Source organism: Claveliimonas bilis (assembly GCF_030296775.1).
Classification (GTDB): domain Bacteria; phylum Bacillota; class Clostridia; order Lachnospirales; family Lachnospiraceae; genus Claveliimonas; species Claveliimonas bilis.
Genome location: NZ_AP027742.1, coordinates 2516924 through 2538224, shown reverse-complemented (window position 1 = coordinate 2538224; position 21301 = coordinate 2516924). Strand labels below are relative to the sequence as shown.

The window sequence follows — 21301 nt, the reverse complement described above, 5'->3', positions numbered from 1 at the left end:
TTGAAAGAAAATAGTGTAGCAAAATAATGTCTATTATTTTAAATAGGGATGAAGAATAACACTAGTACTTTTAATGATATTCTGATAGAATAAAGTTAATGTTGTTGAAAGTAATACTACATAATAAATAAAACTATAAATTTAATTGCTTTTATAGATTTTTTATGGTACAATTAAAGGCTAAAATATTTGCTGGAAAGGGGGAGGTTGACATTACTATTGTAGATTTGTTTTGTGGCTGTGGTGGGATGTCATTAGGGTTTCAAGAAGCTGGTTTTAATATTTTAGCTGGATTTGAACATTGGAATGCTGCAATATCTTGCTATAAAAATAATTTTTCTCATCCGGTTGAAGATGTTGATCTTTCTGATGTAGAACTTTCCGTCAAAATTATTTCAAAATATAATCCAGACATTATAATAGGGGGACCACCTTGTCAAGACTTTTCGGGTGCAGGTAACCGAATTGAAGGAGATCGTGCAAATTTGACTGTTGCATTTGCAAAAATTATTAGTGAAATCTTACCTCAATATTTTGTAATGGAAAATGTTGAACGTGCCTACAATAGTGAAGCTTATAAAAAGGCTCGTAAAATATTCAAAGTAGCTGGCTATGGTTTGACAGAAAAAGTTCTTGATGCGAGTTTTTGTGGAGTTCCACAAAAGAGGAAACGTTTTTTTTGTATTGGGCATAAAAATGGTCAAGATAGTTTTTTAGATGGATTACTTTCTACAAATCAATCGATATTTCCTTTGACGGTGCGAGAATATTTTGAACAGGAAAAATATGAATTACCAATTGAATATTATTATCGACATCCTCGTTCATATAAACGGCGAGGTATATTTTCTGTTGATGAGCCGTCTCCAACTATAAGAGGAGTCAATCGTCCTAAACCAGGGAATTATAAAAAACATATGGGAGATTTATGCGATCCAAAAGAGATACGTAATTTATCTGCCTTAGAACGTTCTCTTATACAAACATTTCCTTGGAATTTTATTTGGGATGATTCATCTGCGTCAACTGAACAAATGATTGGAAACGCAGTCCCAGTTAAACTTGCTAATTATGTCGCTACTTGTCTAATGCGCTTTATTAACGGGGACATTGATTTATATAATTTGCGATTTATAGATTGGCTTAAAGATGAGAAGAAGCTTTCGTCGAAAGTTGCTGGCGATACACTCTCTAGAATCGGAAGATCTAAACGTATTTTAGACTTTGGTACTTATGATTGTGAATGCTATCTAAAAAAATTACGACAAGAAGATTCTTTCCAAAATATTGTCCCATCTGTTCAAGCGCAGATTCGGCGAGCAATTCGGCTTTATTTTGAATATATTTCCGAACATACGGAGGTGGCGTTATGAGTGTACCAAAATTTCAAATGTCTATAAACTTACAAGTATTAAATCATTTGGGGTTGAATCTTTACAGTAATACATCGGCTGTGTTATCAGAAGTAGTAGCAAATGCTTGGGATGCAGATGCTACAGAAGTCAATATCCAAATTGATGGAAATAATATTACCATTACAGATAATGGAAATGGAATGAATCTTTCGGATATAAATAATAAATATTTGACTGTAGGCTATCAGAAACGTAGTGAAAGTGGAGAATCTCCAGTATTTCATAGAGCAGTAATGGGACGAAAAGGCATTGGGAAATTATCATTATTTTCTATTGCCAATATTGTAGAAGTTTATTCGAAAAAGGGTGGAGAACTTAATGGTTTTAAGATTGATACCAACTCTTTAAAAGAAGCCATTAAAAACAATGATACCTATTATCCTGTTGAATTAACTGCAAATGATATAGAATTTAATGGAAACGGCACTAAAATTGTTTTAAGTGATCTAAAGAAAAAAAGAACTGCTACATTGGCGACTCATTTACGACAACGTTTAGCTCGTAGATTTGCTGTTATTGGTACAAAAAACAATTTTAAAGTATCGATAAATGGCGAAGAAATTAGTATATCTGACAGAAACTATCTATCTAAAGCTCAATGTGTTTGGATGTTTCTACCAGAGAATGGAGCTGATGATTATAGGGAAGATTTAAAATCTCAAACTAAATCAGAAAAAATTAAACTGATAAAAGAACTTCCGTCTACAGTCACTGTTGGAGAAAATTCTTATCGTATTACAGGATGGATTGCTACTTGTTCAGAACCCAAAGAGCTCGATGATGATGAAAATTTGAATCGCATAGTGATCATGGTACGAGGTAAAATGGCAAAAGAAGATATTTTTTCTGAAATAGGTACGACTGCACTCTATTCTAAATATGTTTTTGGCGAATTATCTGCGGATTTCTTAGATTTAGATGATGAAGCGGACATAACCACAAGTAGTAGACAAGATTTTTTTGAAGATGACGAGCGTTATATAGTTTTAAAGGAATTTGTTAAAAAATCGCTATCATCTGTCCGAAATGATTGGGAAGAAATCAGAAGCACCAGTGGGGTTGACGAGGCATGTAAATATGTGGTTGTTAGTGACTGGTACAACGAGCTAAAAGGTGACGATAAAAAATCTGCAAAAAAATTGTTTGGTAAAATTAATCAATTAACTGTTGAGAAAGATGAAAAGAAAGAACTTTTTAAGCATGGCGTATTAGCGTTTGAATCCTTCAAATTAAAAAATGAATTAAGTCAACTTGAAAAAATTGATGCTGAAAATATTGCGGCATTTATAGAAGTCGCAGGACGTCTTGATAATATTGAAGCAACAATGTATTATCAAATTGTTCAAGAACGGTTGGCTGTAATTCAAAAAATGCAAGATGTTGTGTCTGATGGAAGTCTTGAAAAAGTAATACAGGAGCATTTAAGCAAAAACTTATGGTTGCTGGATCCCTCATGGGATAGAGGAACAGAACTTCCAATAGTAGAACAAGCATTTAAAACTCAATTTAAAACTATAGATGCGGGGCTATCCCAAGAGGAATTAGATGCCCGCCTTGATATTCGATATAGAAAAGCCTCTAATGAGCATTTAATTATTGAATTAAAAAAAGGCAACCGTATGGTTAAATCACAAGAAATAACTGCCCAAGTGTATAAATATTTCTCTGCTACCAAAAAAGTAATGTCGACTTTAGATCAGCCAGAACCTTTTGAAATTATAGTACTTTTGGGACGTCATCTAGATGGGGAAAAATATGATGAAGAAGTATATCAGGCAACTAAAGAAGCGTTAAAAGCATATCATTGTCGGATTATGTATTATGATGAACTTTTAAAAAATGCGCAAAATTTATACAGCGATTTTCTTGAACAAAATAAGAATCTTTCAACATTGAGCGATCTTATCAATGAATTGGAGATTGATTAGTATATGCTATTTTCAGGAACAATCCAACGTTTTTCTCCAAGAAAGGCTTTCCCATCTGCTCGCTGTATAATAACGCAATGTGAGAAGAACTTTGATTGACCGATGATTACATATTCTGTATTAATATCTAATTGAGGGGGACGTTCGCCGAGTAGCGAATAGCCATACATACATTTGGTTTTATACTGTATCATTTAAATTTTCTCCTGTAGACATAATGCCCTATAAAGTTTCTTGTATGAATGAGAAAATATTTTACATGCCATAGGTTAACCACCTATGGCACTTTTATGCATCAAGTTCTGTATATGTTTTACAACAAACTTTGTATTAGTGTTAAAAAGTGTATGTTCGTCAACTATAGAGTGAGCCTCTGGGGCTCACTTTTAGATTAGCATTTATAAAAGTGCGATAGTGTTATGATTACTTGGGATTTATTTGTTTTTAGAGCTATTTAATTTATATTAAAGCTCGAGAGAAAAATTGAAGAAAAAGCGAAAATAATATATAATTATAGAAAAGTTAATTCGTAAATAAATTGCATATATTATTGCGCTAAAGTGAGATTAAGTATTACCGCTGTGTGATACTTTGGATGGTATATATGTATAAAGTCCTGAATTATCAGGGAATTCCATCTGATGCAGGGAGTGCTATCAAGTATAATATCCCACAGACATCCAAACAATTGGATTTTCTGATATTCCGTTACGGGAAACGAAAAGATGTAAATGTAGTTTTGATTGAACTGAAACAATGGGACGAGCTGAGGTAATTCCGGGCGGTTTGGCGCAGAAATATATCGAGGATAAGGAAGGAGGCCAGTGCCTGTGGAGATATTTGATAACATCACCAAAGTGGTACGTGATGACCTAAAAGAGAAAATAAAACCAAGAAGCAAAGTCTCCATAGCAGCGGCCTGCTTCTCTATGTATGCATACAAAGAACTGAAGAGTCAGTTGGAAAAGGTGGATGAATTCCGCTTTATTTTTACGTCTCCGACATTCATAAAAGAGAAGGCTGAGAAGCAGAAGAGAGAGTTCTATATTCCGAGGCTCAGCCGTGAGAATAGTCTTTATGGAACTGAATTCGAGATAAAGCTGCGTAATGAAATGACGCAGAAAGCTATTGCTAGAGAGTGCGCCGATTGGATTCGGAAGAAGGCTACATTTAAGTCCAATGTTACCGGTGAAAATATGGGTGGATTCATGACGGTAGATTCACCGGTGGAGCAGACAGCGTATATGCCAATTAATGGTTTTACGACAGTCGATATTGGATGTGAGCGCGGGAATAACAGCTATAATATGGTAAACAGTATGGAGGCTCCATTTTCTACTCAGTATATGCAGCTATTTGAAACTCTGTGGAATGATAAAGAAAAGATACAGGATGTAACGGAGACGATCATCTCCAATATCAGCACGGCATACAATGAAAATTCTCCAGAGTTTATCTATTTTATGACGCTGTATAATGTCTTCAGTGAGTTCCTGGATGATATTTCCGAAGATGTTCTGCCTAATGATGCAACGGGCTTTAAGCAAAGTAAGATTTGGAATATGCTATATGACTTCCAGCGTGATGCGGTACTTGCCATCATCAATAAGTTGGAAAAATATAATGGCTGCATACTGGCAGACAGCGTTGGTCTTGGTAAGACCTTTACGGCGCTGGCAGTCATCAAATACTACGAAAATAGAAATAAGACAGTTCTTGTACTCTGTCCCAAAAAGCTTTGCGAGAACTGGAACACATATAAAGATAACTATGTCAACAATCCGATTGCTTCTGATCGGTTGAACTATGCTGTATTGTTTCATACGGATTTATCACGTAGCGGTGGTGTTTCAAATGGAATTGATTTGGATCGTCTTAACTGGGGCAACTATGACCTGGTCGTGATTGACGAATCGCATAATTTCCGCAATGGAGCCGGGACTCATGCCAATACACAGGAGAACCGGTATGTGAAATTGATGGATAAGGTCATCCGTGCCGGCGTTAAAACAAAGGTGCTAATGCTTTCTGCTACACCAGTAAATAACAGATTTACAGATCTTAAGAATCAGTTGGCACTTGCCTATGAGGGAAACTCAGAGTTTATTAATGAACAGTTGGATACAAAGAAACCTATTGAAGAGATATTCCGTCAGGCTCAAAAAGCTTTTAATGCATGGAGCAAACTTGAGCCTGAAACAAGAACGACGGATGCACTGCTGCGAACACTGGATTTTGATTTCTTTGAGGTTTTGGACAGCGTAACAATTGCACGATCCAGAAGACATATAGAGAAGTATTATAACACAGAAGAGATTGGAAAATTTCCGGAGCGGTTAAAGCCAATATCAAAGAGACCGGGCCTTACAGATCTCAATGATGCCATCAATTACAATGAAATCTATGAACAGCTGATGCAGCTTACACTATGCATATATACACCATCGCATTATATTTTTCCAAGTAAGATGTCGAAGTATGTAGATTTGACTCATAACAAGGGCAATAACCTTACTCAGAAAGGTCGTGAGCAAGGTATCCGGCGTTTAATGAGCATCAACCTGTTGAAGAGACTCGAAAGCTCCGTTTACTCATTTAGCTTGACACTTGCAAGAATACGTGATCTTATCCAGGATACAATTGATGCTATTAATCAGTTTGAAAAGTATGGCAAAGCGGAACTGGACATGTACGAAGCCAATGATAATGATTTCGATATGGAAGATGGAAACACGGATTTCTTCACGGTTGGTAAGAAGGTAAAAATAGATCTGGCAGATATGGACTATAAGACATGGAGAGCAGAGCTTCGATATGATGCGGATACTTTGGAGCTTCTTACGCTTATGGTCGCTGACATTACTCCGGAACATGACCTAAAGCTTCAGACTCTTTTCAAACTTCTGGACGAAAAGATGGCTAATCCTATCAATGAAGGGAACAAGAAGGTGCTAATCTTCTCTGCTTTTTCTGATACAGCGGAGTATCTTTATGATCAAGTTGCCAGCTACATGAAGAATAATTATGGCCTGGATACAGCGGTCATCACTGGAACGATTGATGGTAGGACAACCATTAAAGGGTTGAAGGCAACACTGAATAATGTGTTGACTTGTTTCTCTCCGATATCCAAGAGCAGGGATGTTCTGATGCCAGGAAGCACAGAGGAGATTGATGTTCTTATTGCTACTGATTGTATTTCTGAAGGTCAGAACCTGCAGGATTGCGATTATTTGGTGAACTATGATATCCATTGGAATCCGGTCCGTATTATTCAGAGGTTTGGTCGTATCGATCGTATCGGCAGCCGGAACCAGTACATACAGCTGGTGAACTTTTGGCCGGATATGACACTGGATGACTATATTAATCTGAAGTCTCGTGTTGAGACAAGGATGAAGATTTCTGTCATGACTTCTACAGGAGATGATGATCTAATCAATCCGGAAGAGAAGGGGGATTTGGAATACAGAAAGCAACAGTTGAAGCGGTTGCAGGATGAAGTGGTCGATATCGAGGATATGTCCACAGGTATTTCCATCATGGATCTGGGGCTGAATGAATTCCGCCTGGATTTGCTGGAATACATAAAGACGCATGAAGATCTGGCAAAGAAGCCGAAAGGGCTTCATGCTGTGGTACCTGCCACGGAAGAGAATCCGGAAGGCGTGATCTTCGTTCTACGGAACATCAACAACAATATTAATATTGATAATCAGAACCGGATTCATCCGTTCTATATGGTTTACATTGGAATTGATGGGGAAGTTGTCTGTGATTATCTGAATCCGAAGAAACTTCTTGATACAGTTCGGTTGCTTTGCCGTGGTAAATCCGAGCCTGTATTGGAGCTTTGTGGGAAGTTTAATAAAGAAACTGATGATGGACGAAATATGAAGGAAGTATCACAGCTTCTTTCCGATGCCATCAATTCCATTATTGATGTTAAGGAAGAGAGCGATATTGACAGTCTGTTCTCCGCAGGAGGCACTTCAGCACTGATGTCAGAGATTAACGGACTGGATGATTTTGAGCTGATTTGCTTCCTAGTTGTGAAATGAGGTGTTTAAGTGATTGGATTGCCAAAAAGCACGGAGTTTAACCGGCGAATACCAAAGCAGAAATTTTATGAGAACCTGACGGTGCCGCCTGCGTTAAAAAGAGTGTTCATAGATCAGATAAAAGTGATTTTTTGGAGAAATAAAATCGCTGCTACTACAATGAATCTGGCAGCAGGCGAGATGGTAACGGAGATTGAGATATTTGAAGTCAAGCTGGCAGAACCAAAGCTGGATAAAGCAATTCTTCGTCAGATTGATAAAGAGATCCCGTATCACATCATATTTTTATTGGAATATGATGGAAAATATCAGGCGTGGACAGCGTATAAGGAAGCTGTGGGATCCGGCAATAACGCTTTTAAGGTGGAAACCTATTATCATACGGATTGGTTGGAAGAAACTAATTTACCGTTAAAAATAGATGGTCTGAGCATCGATAAAGTATATGAAAACTTTGTCCGGCAAATTGCAGGAGATGTGTTACAAACTAAAAAACAAGAAAGTCTTAAAGACTCTGTTGATCGAGATAACAGACGGCAGGAATTGCAGAAACAGATTACTGCTCTACAGCTGAAGGTCAGGAAGGAAAAGCAATTAAATAAACAGGTACGACTTAATACAGAGCTGAAGAAACTAAAAAAAGAACTGGAGGATCTCAAAAATGGAAAAAATGAGAATGGAGTCAGTTGATATGACAAAACAGAATGTGAATAAGATTGCAGCTTTATTCCCTAACTGTATAACTGAGGTTTTGGATGAAGAAAAGAGTTCTCCAGAGAAAAAGGTATACAAGAAGGTTATAAATTTTGATATGCTTCGCCAGATGCTTTCTGGGGATGTCCTTGAAGGTGGTGAAGCATATGAATTTACTTGGGTTGGAAAGAAACGCGCCATTGTAGAGGCAAACAGGCCTATCCGTAAAACTTTGCGTCCATGTCCAGAGGAAAGCGTAAACTGGGATACTACTGAGAATTTATATATTGAGGGAGAAAATCTTCAAGTTCTGAAGTTGTTACAAGAGAGTTATCTAAATTCAGTGAAGGTGATATATATTGATCCACCTTATAATACGGGTGGAGATTTTATTTACAACGATAATTTTACCACAAAGAAAAAGGATTACGACGAGGAAAGTGGTGTTTATGGAGAGAATGGAGAGAAGTTATTCAAAAACACTGACACAAATGGAAGATTTCATTCTGATTGGTGTTCCATGATTTATTCTAGACTGCTACTTGCACGTAACTTGCTTAAGGATGATGGGGCAATCTTCATTAGCATAGATGATAATGAAGTTGAGAATCTTATTAAAATATGTGACGAGGTATTTGGACGAGAGAACAGGCTTGCCATTTTAGTATGGAAAAAGAAATATACAGGAGGAAAAGGAACATCAACATTTGCTGATTATCATGAATATATTCTAGCGTATGCTAAAAAAATTGTTTCATTGGGAGAAATATCAATGGCGCGTCCCGATGAAGAAAAAGGAAAGTTTGTGTTGGAAGATGAGTACTTGGAGGAGCGAGGACGTTATTATACTAGACCGTTGAAGTCCAATCTTGATCCAAGGCCTACGTTGGTTTACCCAATTGAGTTGCCAAATGGTGGAACAGTTACCACACAGTGGATTTGTGCAAAAGATACATATGAACAGCTCCTGCGTGACGGCAGAATTGAATTTAAGGATTCGAAATCAAGCAAATATCCTGTGTATAAGAAGTTCTATGAATCGGATGGCGGCGGAAAAGTAAAGATACCTTCTTTTATTGAGATTTCAAATAACAATGAAGCTAAGGAAGAATTAAAGGCTTTATTTGGAATTGTTCAGACCAGAGATCTGCCGTTTCAAACACCAAAGCCAACGAAACTGTTAGAACTTTTTGTTCAAAACTTTTCCGGAGATGGTGATATTGTTATGGATTTTTTTGCTGGTTCGTCATCTACTGCGCATGCAACTTTTAATGCAAATTTTAAAGATGGAAAGTCAAGAAGGTTTATCATGGTACAGTCTGATGAAGGAAATGACTTGAGAGGCTCAGAGTATACAAGCATTGCAGATTTTGGCAAAGAACGTATAAGAAGAGCTGGTAAAGCTATTCTCGAGGAAGGTGGATTGTTGTCGCAAGGTTTAGATGTTGGTTTCCGTGTGTTGAAATTGGATGACGGTAATATGAATGATGTTTACTATTCCGCAGGGGAGTATCAGCAAAACATGTTGTCACTATTGGAATCAAATATAAAATCTGATAGAAATGATCTGGATTTGTTATTTGGGTGTCTTCTTGATTGGGGACTTCCATTATCGCTGCCGTTTAATACAGAGATAATAGAAGGTTGCTCTGTGTATTTATATAATGAAGGGGATTTAATCGCTTGTTTTAATGAAAACATTCCAGACTCAGTGGTTCGTGCGATAGCAAAGAAGCAGCCCCTTAAAGCAGTATTTCGTGACAGTAGCTTTAGTGGTAGTCCAGCAAAGATTAACGTTGGAGAGATTTTCAAAATGCTTTCTCCGGATACGAGTGTAAAAATAATGTAAGGAGGGCATCATGAATTTGAATTTTCAAACAATTATAGATATGTTCATTGCAGGTGAGACCTCGGGAAGAGCGGGGTCAAAAACTGCTCCAGGTAATCTTTCTATACACGGAAATCAACTTATGCATTATTCTACCCCGATTATGGAAAGAACTGAGAAAGGTTTTATTGTTAATTTGTCACAATATTCTATTCAAACTGGGCGTGTCCAAAAAATGCTGAAGGAAACATTGAAGAATAAGCATTATTATTGGGTGCTGAAAGTACCTAGAGATTACAAGGGATCACTATCTGGATTTCAGTTGAATGAGGAGGGTGACCAATGAGGATACAATATAAACATCAAAAATTTCAAGCGGATGCAGCAAGGGCTGTTGTTGAAGTCTTTACAGGGCAACCATATCTGACTCCAACTTATATGATGGATCGTGGAATAAACTATCAACAAAGCCTGACGGATGACATTGACTTTACAGGATGGAGCAATCAGAAGATTGTTCCGGAACTGAACGATCAATTGATTTTGGATAATCTGCAGAAAATACAGCGCGCTAATCAGATTACGCCGTCAAAAAAACTGGAAGGTCGTAGTGAGGGTTTTAATCTCACCATCGAAATGGAGACGGGTGTCGGAAAAACATATACATATATAAAGACGATGTATGAACTTAACAGAGCATACGGATGGAGTAAGTTCATCATCGTTGTTCCGAGCATAGCGATTCGTGAGGGCGTGTATAAGTCATTTGAGATGACACAGGAGCACTTTGCGGAAGAGTATGGAAAAAAGATCCGTTTCTTTATCTATAACTCTAAACAGTTGGCGGAGATTGACCGTTTTGCATCGGACGGCTCCATCAATGTAATGATCATCAATTCTCAGGCATTCAATGCGAAAGGTAAAGATGCCAGAAGAATATACATGAAGTTGGATGAATTTCGCTCACGTAGACCGATTGATATCATTGCAAAGACAAATCCGATTATGATCATAGATGAGCCTCAGTCGGTAGAAGGTAAGCAGACCAAGAAAAATCTGAAGCAGTTTAATCCAATGCTTACACTTAGGTATTCAGCTACTCATAAGAGCGACAGCGTCTATAACATGGTTTATCGTCTGGATGCTTTGGAGGCATATAACAAGCGTCTGGTTAAGAAGATTGTAGTTAAAGGTATTTCTGAGACCGGCAGCACCGCTACGGACAGTTATCTTTATCTTGAAAGCATCAATCTTTCAAAAGGTGATCCGACTGCCACACTCCAGTTTGAAATGAAGATGGCCAGCGGTCAAGCGAAGAAAAAGAGCAAAATAGTTAAGGAAGGAGATAATCTTTATAATTATTCAAACGGGCTTGAAGAATATAAGAATGGATTTGTTGTCAGCCATATAGACGGGCGTGATGATTTTGTCGAATTCATCAACGGAATTAAGATTTATGCCGGAGATGTGGTCGGCGCTGTAGACGAAGATCAGCTCCGCAGAATTCAGATTAGGGAGACGATTCTTTCTCATTTGCAGAGGGAGCGTCAGCTGTTTTATAAGGGAATCAAAGTATTGTCTTTATTTTTTATTGATGAGGTTGAAAATTATCGTAAGTATGATGCTGCCAATTACCCTATGAACGGTAAGTATGCGACGATGTTTGAAGAGGAATACGAAGATATTCTAAACAATTGGCAGCTGATATTAGGCGAAGATGATTATCTACAGTATCTGAAAGCAATTCCAGTGGAAAAAACTCATGCAGGATACTTTTCTGTGGATGGCAAAGGAAAGATGATCAATTCAAAGGTTGGTAGAAAAGAGACTACTTCTGACGATGTTAGTGCATATGAGCTGATTATGAAGAATAAGGAGCTTTTGTTGGAAAGAGACCCGAAAAAGTCTCCAGTAAGATTCATCTTTTCACACTCCGCTTTGCGTGAAGGTTGGGACAATCCGAATGTATTTCAGATCTGTACATTGAAGCAAAGCAATAGTGATGTTCGTAAACGTCAGGAGATTGGTCGTGGACTTCGTTTGTGTGTTAACCAGTATGGTGAACGTATGGATATCAATGCTCTTGGAAATGATGTTCACAATGTAAATGTTCTGACTGTCATAGCAAGTGAGAGCTATGATTCCTTTGTTAAGGGCTTACAGACAGAAATGGCTGAAGCAGTAGCCGACAGGCCTAAAAAGGTTACACAGGAGCTTTTTATTAATCATGTCGTTAAGGATGATAAAGGTAATGAATTTGTTATTACAAGAGATGTTGCATCTGCCATTCACTTTGATTTGATCGTAAATGGTTATATTAATAAGATTGGAGAGCTTACAGATAAATATTATGAAGATAAAGCTAATGGTGAGATAAAGATTGCTGAAGAAGCAAAGGATTTTTCTGTGGATGTAATTGGAATTATAGATTCTATTTATGACAGTAAGGCTATGTTGCCGGAGAATGCCCGCAGTAACAACGTGGAGCTTCAGGTAGATGATGAAAAACTTAATAGTAAGGAATTTAAGGCACTGTGGTCAAAGATCAACGCAAAGTCTGTTTATGTAGTGGATTTCGATACGGATGAGCTCATAAAGAAGTCAATTGCGTGTCTGGATTCCAAACTCCGTGTTGCGAAGATTTATTTTAAAGTCGAGACTGGTGTAATGGACACCATTAAATCAAAAGAAGACCTGGTTGCAGGAGCCTCGTTTGTGAAGGAAGAATCCGGAAACTATAGAGTAAGTGTTGCTGCCAATCCTAATGTGAAATATGATCTAATCGGAAAACTGGTAGACGAAACAGGGCTGACGCGTAAGGCAATTATTACAATTCTTCAGGGTATACAACCGTTTGTGTTTGATCAGTTCAAGGATAATCCGGAGGAATTTATTACAAAAGCCGCTCAGTTGATTAATGATCAGAAAGCTACGGCAATCATTGAGCATATTACTTATAATGTTCTTGATGAACGGTATGGAACGGATATCTTTACCGATCCGTCTATCAAAGGAAAACTGGGTGTGAATGCCATGAAGGCACAGAAGCACCTGTATGATCATATTGTATATGACTCAACCAACGAACGAGACTTTGCTACAGATCTGGATACTAATATGGATGTTGCCGTATATGTAAAGCTACCAAAGGGATTTTATATTTCAACTCCTGTTGGACACTATAATCCGGACTGGGCAATTGCTTTTCATGAGGGCAGCATGAAACATATTTACTTTGTTGCTGAAACGAAGGGATCTATGAATTCCATGCAGCTGAGACTGATTGAGGAATCGAAGATTCACTGTGCAAGAGAGCACTTTAAATCCATATCCAATGGTAATGTTGTCTATGATGTCGTGGACAGCTATACGTCACTGATGGAGAAGGTAATGAAATAGATTTAGGTTAGGGAGGTGGCTTATGACGATGCACATGAGCTTAAGGCTAGCCTGGCACGATAAAGGCTGGAATGGACATATATGTGAAAACCCATGCAATAATCCATATTGCGTGGGGGCGCACTCATACCCAGGAGATTTAATTGCAACAAAGAGGGATCTTGAATTAGAAAAGAAACATTGCGGTGAATCTGCTGGTAAATATCCATGCCAAATAGCGTGCGGCTTAAGCATCAATGCATTTGGAAAGGAAACTGTGCAGACTCGTGTGGATCCTCCGGATTGGTGGGGGGATGGCAATGCGGATCCCGTCACTTTAACGCTTCCACCGGCTACAGCATGTACATGGTGCTATGAAGCTATGTACAAAAAAGACGTATCACCTGAAGCGGGGAGTACACAGACTTACGATTATAACAAGCGCTTTAACAATGCCAAAGAATATTTCGAGCAATTTGATGAAGGTAAGTCTCTTGTTTTCTATTACGCAGGATATAGTAATCCCTTTTCAGAAGGTGAAGAGGAGAACTATGTTATAGTAGGCGTTTCAAGACTGAAAAAGATTGATAGCTTTCATTTCTATGAGAATACGACAGAGGATATTAAGCGAAAATATGGCGGAGGTTTTGCTTGGCAGAAGCCTGTAACATCCATGTATCCTGAAGAAGGCTTCTGCATTCCTTATTGGAAGTATGTACATGACGATGAGTTATCGGAGCGTCTTGCAATTAAACCGCTCAATAGAACGCCATTTAAGTATGGCAGCCGTGAAGTAACGAATGACGACGCTATTGAAGTCATTCACCAGATGTTGGAGATCATAGATGTTCTGATTGAAATTGGTGATGACACCGAAGATTGGAACAAGAGAAAGGAATGGCTTAGTTCTGTTCTGAACGAACTTTGGAAAGCCAGAGGGCCGTTCCCAGGTATGGGATCAGTTCTTGAAGCTTTACAGTTGCCTGAACTGATAAAGCCGTTTCTTGATATCACAAATGATGCTGGAAGGAAAAATTTTTATAAGCAGTTGGAAGATCTGTTGAACGGTGACTCCAATACCATTGCTGGGATAGAGTATAGTGACAAAGATCTGAAGATAGTACGCCGCCAGTTTCAGATGAAGGATGACGAGGAAAAAGAACTTCTACTTCATTTACTTCCCAGATTTGATCTGACTGCTAGGCAGGTAAAAGGAATAATTTCAGAGAATCGTGAGGATGTATCAATTACTGTATCTGTTAGCGAGCTTATTGAGAACCCTTATATCATCTTTGAACAGTATATGGGAGAGGATTCTGATGATATAATTCCGTTTTATAAAATCGATAATGGAATTATTACGTCACCTGAGTATGGTCTGGAAGAAATCATTGATGTAGGATCTACGGAACGTTTGCGTGCTCTTTGTGTTGATGAATTAAATAGGATTCCGGCTCATTCTTTTGGTAAAGCCGAAGTACTATTAAAGTCAATCAATGCAAGGTTGGATAGAATGCCTGAATGGAAGAGATATGTCTATTCTCTGAAGAATTTTAATGTTGAGAAGAATATTCTGAGCGGTGGCCTCTTCATGAGACATGATGAGGATAAAAATCTCTATCTTTATATTCGGAGTGTTTATGAGGACGAGAGAACTGTCGAGGATGTATTTAGAGCATTGGTTGATCGAACAGATATTGAACTTAAGATTCCAATCTCATCTGAGAGGTTTAAGAAAAACCTGAAGAACGAAAGCTCCAAGTTGCTTGATAAGGAAGAAACAGCGGAAAAGTATGAGTTTATTCTGGACAGACAGGCCGAAGTGTGTATGCAAATATTTAGGAAGCCTATCTGCATCTTATCTGGTGCGGCAGGTACAGGAAAGACAACTGTAATCAAAGCAATTCTTGATAACATTGAAAGAGTGCATGGTGCCGGAACAAGCTTTCTACTTATGGCACCGACAGGTAAAGCTGCTGAGAGAATTAAGGTTCAGACCGGCAAGCCATCATCAACAATCCATTCGTTCCTAGCTAAGAATGGATGGATGAATAAGAATATGACGATGAAGAGATCTGGAGGGAAAAAAAGCCAGGACGTTAATACGCTTATCCTTGATGAATGCTCTATGATAGATTTGAATTTGTTCGCAACTCTTGTAAGGGCAATAAACTGGAACAGCGTACAGAGACTTATCTTAGTCGGAGATCCGAATCAGCTTCCGCCTATTGGAAGGGGGAAGGTTTTTGCAGATGTTATTGAGTGGTTAAAGAATAGTGATGAATATGTTGACAGCGTCGGTGTACTTACGGAGAATATCAGGCAACTGGTAAATACAGCTGAAGGAAATGGTACGGGCATTCTGGATTTGGCCAATGTCTTTATTCAGGAAAAACAGACTGCTGGAGATGATACAGATGCTGCAATATGTCATAAGCTGGAAAAGGAAGCCATCTTTACAAAAGTTCTTGAACATGGGAATGATGATGTAGACAAGGATTTAGGCGTTTATTTCTGGCAGGAGCAAGAAGATCTTGAAAAATTATTGAAGGATCGGCTTGTTACTGATATGCAGGCGCTGACCGGCAAAAGAGCTGAGACTGAAAGAGAACTTCACGATCTTTGGACTGAAGCAATAAAAGATGCGCCGGAACGGTTCCAGATTATTTCTCCATATAGGGGAGAGTTCTATGGCACCATGTCTATCAATACTTTTATGCAGAGCACCTTTAATGGTTATTGGAGTAGACGGCTTTCTGTTGATGGTATTGGATTGTATGATAAAGTCATCCAAATCCGAAACAGACCCTCTTCTGATAAAGCATATGTTTATGACTGGAGTACGCGTAAGCCGGGAAGGCAGGAAGTATATAACGGAGAAATAGCGACTGTTTCTCCAATGGCCTATGAAGCAAAGAAAATCTCATGGATGACCAATATCCAGCATTTTCAATGCAAGTTCTCCGGGAAAACTAGGCTAAACTATAGCTATAACTATGGTAAGTTCTTAGGTAAGGATGAGAAAGGGTATTGGATACCTGATCAGAGTGTGACCGATAACCTTGAACTTGCATATGCTATCAGTGTTCATAAATCGCAGGGGTCTGAATTTGATTATGTTTATATTGTGATTCCTAAACGTGAGAGCCATTTGTTGACGATGGAGTTGCTCTACACAGCTCTGACCAGAGCTCAGCGTCATGTAACAGTATTCCTTCAGCAAGATATCAGCACATTGACTACAATGAGCCATGTTGAAAAGTCTGCTGTGAGGAAGATCAATTCTTCAGTGTTTGAATTCAAACCATTACCTGATGAATTATTGTACAGCGGCGACTGGTATAAGGAAGAAAAGAAGTTGGATACTTTGTCGCAGTATTTTGTACGATCAAAATCCGAGGTAATCATTGCAAATATGCTGGTGTCGGAAGAGGTTCCTTTTGTATATGAAGAACCGCTTTACGCTAAGGACGGCACAATGTATCTGCCTGATTTTACAGTTAAATTTAAGGGAGAAACATATTATTGGGAGCATATTGGACGCTTAGATCTTCCAGGGTATCGGGCGCATTGGGAGAAGAAAGAAAAATGGTATGAGAAAAATTTCCCGGGGAAACTATTGAAAACATATGAAGGAAAAGATTTGTCTACGGTGGCAATGGAGATAATACAAAATCATAAGTAAATTAATTAGCAGCCTCCGGCGATGAACCGGGAGCTGCTATTTTCATGTCTGTCTTTCTTGTAAAACATGGTCTCATATCCATCAGTATGGAACAGGATGTCTGGTATCCAGTTAGGACATAGTTTTTATGCAGATATCCAGTACGGCAAAAATATAAATTAAGAAATAGAAAAAGAAGAGTCTGGATTATATTATGAAAAGCTATTGGAGCGTAATTTTCCAGTAGCTTTATTTCTTTTCAAATCTTATTATATCATTCGGTTCGCAATTCAAAATCTCACAAAGCCTTTCCAGTGTAAACATAGTAATGGACTTATTATGTTTTAAATTATTGATCGTCCGGGGATTGATACCATACTTATGAATCAGTGTATAGGTGGAGACATCCCGTTGGCGCATGGTTTCCCATAATGGAGAATAGTTTATCATTTCTGCTCACTTCCCAGTTTGTAATATAATCATTATCATGGCAAAAATAATGGTTTACTATACTGAAAAATGTATCTATAATAAAGGTATATGGAGGGAGAGCTGGGATGAAAAAATATGATGAGCTATTCAACAAAGAAAAACATAATTTTGAGGAATTTCTTATTACAACATTCAAGTTTTCCGAAGATGAGCTGGCGGCAATCGATAAGCAAAAGCCAATGACAATGGAACTTTTTTCTTCATGTCTGGCTAAGTGTACGGAATGGGGACTTTATAAACTGTTCGAAAGGTTGTTGGATGAGTATCCGGATTTAATGGATAAATACGTAAAAGCTATCGATGAAGATATAAAGGATGTGGTATTGCCGGAAAGAACTCCAGAGGAGGAAGAAGAAAGCTGGGATCGATTGTGCGAAAGAATAAAAAATGAATATGGTGATGATTTAACATGCGAATAGCTGCTGGAAAATCTGGTGGCTATTTTTTATAACAGAAATCTATGAATTAAAATCTGGCATCCGGTCAAAAAAGACGGGATGTTTTTTTATGCACTTTATTAAAACTTTGTCTCCACACACTGTATAATTCACGAATTTCCTTTCTATAAGTGAGGGGAAATCTTTTTTGAAGCAGAAAATTAAAAGATTTTTCGAATCTCCTTGTATTTCTGCCTCTGACGATTGGGTTAAGTGAGGGGATTTTTAAAGAATAAAAAAGATAAGAGTGGATCTGGTTGATAAGAATAAAATTTATTTCTTTTTGACCCTGTATAATAGCCGCTCCCGGTTACGTTAAGTGAGGGGGAAAATATTATAGAGCAAGATCCACCCGTGTTAAGCGGTTATGCCATTCCTGGCAATCCTCTAACTTACAGGTTGAGCTCTTGATGGGGATTTTTCCAGAGCAAGATCCACCCCGTAATACACTATCGTGTTTTCCTGTGTAGGGCTCTTGCCTGGGATTTCGATTCCCCATACCCTCGATGATCTGCCAATCTGGCAGATATTGGCGTCCACTGGAAAGTGGGACGCAGCACAAAAGGTAGATTCCGGCAGGACTGCCGGCTCTCCCCTTTGTGGTGTTACTGAAGTAACTGAAAGAAAGGAGATGAAGTCATGAGAAAAAGGAGAATGGAACAGGAACTGAACCATCCGTGTTTTGTCGGAGTCCGGCTTTCCGATATTGAGCTGGAACTTCTGGACAGGAAGGCGGAGATCCTGGGGGTGTCCAGATCCGAATGCCTGCGGAAACTTTTGGTGGAAAAGGAGATCGTGCATCGAGTAGAAGTGGTCGCCGATATGGAAGAACTGCGAAGTCTGGTAGGGGCATATGGAAAGATCGGTGTGAACTTGAATCAGATCGCACGGTACTTTAACCTCATAAAGGAAGTCTCGTAATTTAAACACTTTTGAATTGAGTAAAGCAGACTTCCTTGTTTCCGTGGACGCATTAGCGAACACGGAAAAGCTGTGTTAACAGCTATGAGGTTATGAGCAAGGAGCAAAGCGGATTGCGAACATCCCGTTTTCGGGCGGGGAACGTTCGCTGGCTATGGAGGATGAAATCCGTCACTGCATTGCGGAATTGTTCGCACTCAGGGAAGAAGTGCTGAAGATGGCAGGGGATTTTGAACGGGATTATCGTCGCAGGTAAAGTAGTCCAGATGAATTGTTCCAAAACGATACCGAAGCACGACCAAACAGCGTTTTCTGCCGTCAGACAGGATAAACCCCAGGCAAATATATTTGAGGTCAAAAAAGCCTGGTGTAAAGGGCAAAAAATGCAAAAAATGATACCGAAACGTGACCATATTTCGCTGTCCTGTACCGGGCACTGGCAGGATAGCAGAAAGGAGGAATGTCTGTGCCGAGAATGAGCAAGAAAAGAAAACAGGAACTGGCCTTTTTTCTCAATGAAAGAGGGCGCATCGCCCACAATGACATCTGCCGGAAATGTGTTGGAGACTGCAAGCAGAGTTTCCGGACTGTGATTGTCTGTTGCCCCTGTTATGAATCCAAGCGAGGCCGTCGGCGGAAGATCAGACAGAAACAAAAGGATGGATGTGAAGAATAAAGATCAGATGGTATACATGACGGATCAGACCCAGATTCCGGTGTATCTTCCTTACCCACGGTTTCTGCTGGGGATGGATCTGACTCAGACAGCCAAGGTCCTGTATGCTCTGTTGCTGGATCGGGCCAGTCTTTCCAGGAAAACAGGGTGGAAGGATGAGGAGGAACACATTTTTGTGGTTTATCCCATTGTTTATCTGGCTGACGATCTTAGAAAGAGTCACATGACTGTAAAAAAGGCATTGAATGAACTGGAAGAAGCCGGACTTCTGGTAAGAAAAAAGCAGGGATTTTCAAAACCGAATCTGCTGTATGTCAGAATCCCGGCAGAGGGAAAGAAAAGTTTCCCTGTGAAGGAAAGAAAAGTGTCCCTCAAAGGGAAAGAAAATGATACTTATGAGGGAAAGAAACCTGTCCCTGTGATGGATAGAAAAGTATCCCCTAATTACTTAAATAATAGTTACTTGATATATAGTCAAACAAATAAAGAGAGAGAAGCGCGCTCTGCCTATGGCGAATATCACAACGTGTTTCTCTCCGAAACAGAATATGGAGAATTGAAACAGGAGATCCGGGAAATAGACAGGCTGATCGAGGAGCTGTCCAGTTATATGCGTTCCAGTGGAAAGCAATATGCTGATCATGCTGTTACCTTGAGAAGATGGGCAGAACGGTCAGCCCCGGTAAAAAACATTCCGGATTATACCTGCAGTGAGGAGGAAAGTCTATGAACAAGGTGGTAGAAGAAACAGTAAAGAACATGATGCAGCCGGGAGAAAGAACCAGGGAGGATTACATCGGAGAAGACGGGCTCCTGTATTGTGGACAATGCCATGAACCGAAGGAGGCTTATTTCGATCAGGAGAAAGTCGGAGTTTTGGGAATAAAAAAACATCCGCGTGAATGTGAGTGCCGGAGGCAAAAGAGAAAAGAAGAGGAACAGTACCGGGAACAACAGCGTCATGAAGCTGTAGTCAGAGAATTGAAGGAACATTGTTTTTCGAATAAATCCATGCAGGAATGGACATTTGAGAATGATAAAGGGCTTTCCGAAAATACCGTGCTTGCAAAGCTGTATGTGAAAGACTGGGAAACAATGAAGGCGGAGAATACAGGCTGCCTCTTCTGGGGAGCAGTGGGAACCGGAAAAAGTTTTCTGGCGGGCTGTATTGCCAATGCATTGTTGGAACAGGAGATAGAAGTGCGTATGAACAATTTTGCGGAAGTGCTGAATGATCTGTCTGCTAATTTTTCAGCGAAGAACACATACATAAATAATCTGTGCAGAGTTCCGCTGCTGATTCTGGATGATTTTGGAATGGAGCGGGGAACAGAGTACGGACTGGAACAGATCTATGCGGTGATTGACGGCAGATATCGGAGTGGGAAACCCCTGATCGCAACGACCAATCTGACACTGCAGGAGTTAAAGAATCCGCAGGATACAGCGCATGCCAGAATTTATGACCGGCTGCTGGAGATGTGCGTGCCGGTTCAGTTTAAAGGGGAGAGTTTCCGGAAGCGTACAGTTCAGGAAAAGCTGGGACGGATGCAGAAAAGAGTAAAGGAGGAGATGAGGTAAATGAGACAGACAAAAGAAAGAGAGAGCAGCTGCCGTCTGGCAGTGGATATTGAAGGTCTGGCTGCTATGCTTTCTTGCGGACAGATGACTGCAAGGAAGATTGCGGAAGATGCGGGAGCCCGGATCACCATCGGCCGCCGGGTATTGTACTCCGTACAGAAGGTGGAGAAATACTTGGAAGCAATAGCGGAATAGAGGAACACGGATGTGCGTGGGGGTGGTTTTGT

General features: G+C 39.4%; 17 protein-coding genes. 15 read left to right on the top strand and 2 right to left on the bottom strand.

The genetic code is table 11. From position 1 onward, the window contains the following. Positions 1-164: 164 nt before the first annotated feature. Positions 165-1373, top strand: coding sequence for a DNA cytosine methyltransferase (locus R2J37_RS12265; protein ID WP_316265289.1), 1209 nt, complete (start codon positions 165-167; stop codon positions 1371-1373). Then, the gene (locus tag R2J37_RS12260) at positions 1370-3343 is read left to right on the top strand and encodes a BbrUII/HgiDII family restriction enzyme (RefSeq protein WP_316265287.1); all 1974 of its coding nucleotides are present in this window, start codon (positions 1370-1372) and stop codon (positions 3341-3343) included. Before R2J37_RS12265 ends, R2J37_RS12260 begins: the two co-directional genes overlap by 4 nt. On the opposite strand, the gene R2J37_RS12255 is transcribed toward R2J37_RS12260, so the two are convergent. Continuing rightward, positions 3340-3537, bottom strand: a complete 198-nt coding sequence (locus R2J37_RS12255; protein ID WP_316265285.1) for a hypothetical protein — start codon at positions 3535-3537, stop codon at positions 3340-3342. The two genes, R2J37_RS12260 and R2J37_RS12255, sit on opposite strands and share 4 nt — an antisense overlap. A gap of 410 nt (positions 3538-3947) precedes the next feature. Between R2J37_RS12255 and R2J37_RS12250 the strand changes: the two genes are divergently transcribed. Genes R2J37_RS12250 through R2J37_RS12220 form a run of 7 tightly spaced genes read left to right on the top strand, consistent with a single transcriptional unit; the run spans position 3948 to position 16988 of the window. Beyond that, the gene (locus R2J37_RS12250; protein ID WP_316265283.1) at positions 3948-4118 is read left to right on the top strand and encodes a hypothetical protein; all 171 of its coding nucleotides are present in this window, start codon (positions 3948-3950) and stop codon (positions 4116-4118) included. A gap of 55 nt (positions 4119-4173) precedes the next feature. Beyond that, the gene (locus R2J37_RS12245; RefSeq protein ID WP_316265281.1) at positions 4174-7404 is read left to right on the top strand and encodes a helicase-related protein; all 3231 of its coding nucleotides are present in this window, start codon (positions 4174-4176) and stop codon (positions 7402-7404) included. Between the two features lie 9 nt (positions 7405-7413). Continuing rightward, complete coding sequence (locus R2J37_RS12240; protein ID WP_316265280.1) at positions 7414-8094, top strand: DUF4391 domain-containing protein; 681 nt, start codon at positions 7414-7416, stop codon at positions 8092-8094. Continuing rightward, positions 8066-9946 carry a site-specific DNA-methyltransferase gene (locus R2J37_RS12235; protein ID WP_316265279.1) on the top strand — a complete coding sequence of 627 codons (1881 nt, stop codon included), beginning with the start codon at positions 8066-8068 and terminating at the stop codon, positions 9944-9946. Before R2J37_RS12240 ends, R2J37_RS12235 begins: the two co-directional genes overlap by 29 nt. A 10-nt stretch (positions 9947-9956) precedes the next feature. Beyond that, complete coding sequence (locus tag R2J37_RS12230) at positions 9957-10271, top strand: hypothetical protein (RefSeq protein WP_316265278.1); 315 nt, start codon at positions 9957-9959, stop codon at positions 10269-10271. Beyond that, on the top strand, positions 10268-13324 hold the full coding sequence (locus R2J37_RS12225) for a type III restriction-modification system endonuclease (RefSeq protein WP_316265277.1): 3057 nt from the start codon (positions 10268-10270) through the stop codon (positions 13322-13324). The genes R2J37_RS12230 and R2J37_RS12225 overlap by 4 nt, the downstream gene beginning before the upstream one ends. Positions 13325-13346: 22 nt before the next feature. Continuing rightward, on the top strand, positions 13347-16988 hold the full coding sequence (locus R2J37_RS12220) for an ATP-dependent DNA helicase (protein WP_316265276.1): 3642 nt from the start codon (positions 13347-13349) through the stop codon (positions 16986-16988). Between the two features lie 228 nt (positions 16989-17216). Here R2J37_RS12220 and R2J37_RS15235 read toward each other — a convergent pair whose 3' ends face one another. Further along, complete coding sequence (locus R2J37_RS15235) at positions 17217-17387, bottom strand: helix-turn-helix domain-containing protein (protein ID WP_316267042.1); 171 nt, start codon at positions 17385-17387, stop codon at positions 17217-17219. A gap of 137 nt (positions 17388-17524) precedes the next feature. Between R2J37_RS15235 and R2J37_RS12210 the strand changes: the two genes are divergently transcribed. From R2J37_RS12210 to R2J37_RS12180, 6 genes are all read left to right on the top strand, one after another. Next, positions 17525-17878, top strand: coding sequence for a hypothetical protein (locus tag R2J37_RS12210; protein WP_316265274.1), 354 nt, complete (start codon positions 17525-17527; stop codon positions 17876-17878). Between the two features lie 657 nt (positions 17879-18535). Further along, the gene (locus R2J37_RS12205; protein WP_316265272.1) at positions 18536-18817 is read left to right on the top strand and encodes a plasmid mobilization protein; all 282 of its coding nucleotides are present in this window, start codon (positions 18536-18538) and stop codon (positions 18815-18817) included. A gap of 475 nt (positions 18818-19292) precedes the next feature. After that, positions 19293-19493: a hypothetical protein gene (locus R2J37_RS12195; RefSeq protein ID WP_416387403.1), complete on the top strand. Its 201-nt coding sequence runs from the start codon at positions 19293-19295 to the stop codon at positions 19491-19493. Further along, entirely contained in the window at positions 19477-20223 is a 747-nt protein-coding gene (locus R2J37_RS12190) for a replication initiator protein A (protein WP_316265268.1), read from the top strand. The genes R2J37_RS12195 and R2J37_RS12190 overlap by 17 nt, the downstream gene beginning before the upstream one ends. Then, entirely contained in the window at positions 20220-21074 is an 855-nt protein-coding gene (locus R2J37_RS12185; RefSeq protein ID WP_316265266.1) for an ATP-binding protein, read from the top strand. Before R2J37_RS12190 ends, R2J37_RS12185 begins: the two co-directional genes overlap by 4 nt. Continuing rightward, a complete protein-coding gene (locus R2J37_RS12180) occupies positions 21075-21269 on the top strand; it encodes a DUF6462 family protein (RefSeq protein WP_009248769.1) in 195 nt (64 codons plus the stop codon). Positions 21270-21301: the final 32 nt, after the last annotated feature.

What these genes read in the sequence shown, in the direction of transcription:
- R2J37_RS12265 (WP_316265289.1), top strand. Translation starts at nt 165, where the DNA reads ATGGTACAATTAAAGGCTAAAATATTTGCTGGAAAGGGGGAGGTTGAC.
- R2J37_RS12260 (WP_316265287.1), top strand. Translation starts at nt 1,370, where the DNA reads ATGAGTGTACCAAAATTTCAAATGTCTATAAACTTACAAGTATTAAAT.
- R2J37_RS12255 (WP_316265285.1), bottom strand. Translation starts at nt 3,537, where the DNA reads ATGATACAGTATAAAACCAAATGTATGTATGGCTATTCGCTACTCGGC.
- R2J37_RS12250 (WP_316265283.1), top strand. Translation starts at nt 3,948, where the DNA reads ATGTATAAAGTCCTGAATTATCAGGGAATTCCATCTGATGCAGGGAGT.
- R2J37_RS12235 (WP_316265279.1), top strand. Translation starts at nt 8,066, where the DNA reads ATGGAAAAAATGAGAATGGAGTCAGTTGATATGACAAAACAGAATGTG.
- R2J37_RS12230 (WP_316265278.1), top strand. Translation starts at nt 9,957, where the DNA reads ATGAATTTGAATTTTCAAACAATTATAGATATGTTCATTGCAGGTGAG.
- R2J37_RS12225 (WP_316265277.1), top strand. Translation starts at nt 10,268, where the DNA reads ATGAGGATACAATATAAACATCAAAAATTTCAAGCGGATGCAGCAAGG.
- R2J37_RS12220 (WP_316265276.1), top strand. Translation starts at nt 13,347, where the DNA reads ATGACGATGCACATGAGCTTAAGGCTAGCCTGGCACGATAAAGGCTGG.
- R2J37_RS15235 (WP_316267042.1), bottom strand. Translation starts at nt 17,387, where the DNA reads ATGCGCCAACGGGATGTCTCCACCTATACACTGATTCATAAGTATGGT.
- R2J37_RS12210 (WP_316265274.1), top strand. Translation starts at nt 17,525, where the DNA reads ATGAAAAAATATGATGAGCTATTCAACAAAGAAAAACATAATTTTGAG.
- R2J37_RS12205 (WP_316265272.1), top strand. Translation starts at nt 18,536, where the DNA reads ATGAGAAAAAGGAGAATGGAACAGGAACTGAACCATCCGTGTTTTGTC.
- R2J37_RS12195 (WP_416387403.1), top strand. Translation starts at nt 19,293, where the DNA reads ATGAGCAAGAAAAGAAAACAGGAACTGGCCTTTTTTCTCAATGAAAGA.
- R2J37_RS12190 (WP_316265268.1), top strand. Translation starts at nt 19,477, where the DNA reads ATGGATGTGAAGAATAAAGATCAGATGGTATACATGACGGATCAGACC.
- R2J37_RS12185 (WP_316265266.1), top strand. Translation starts at nt 20,220, where the DNA reads ATGAACAAGGTGGTAGAAGAAACAGTAAAGAACATGATGCAGCCGGGA.
- R2J37_RS12180 (WP_009248769.1), top strand. Translation starts at nt 21,075, where the DNA reads ATGAGACAGACAAAAGAAAGAGAGAGCAGCTGCCGTCTGGCAGTGGAT.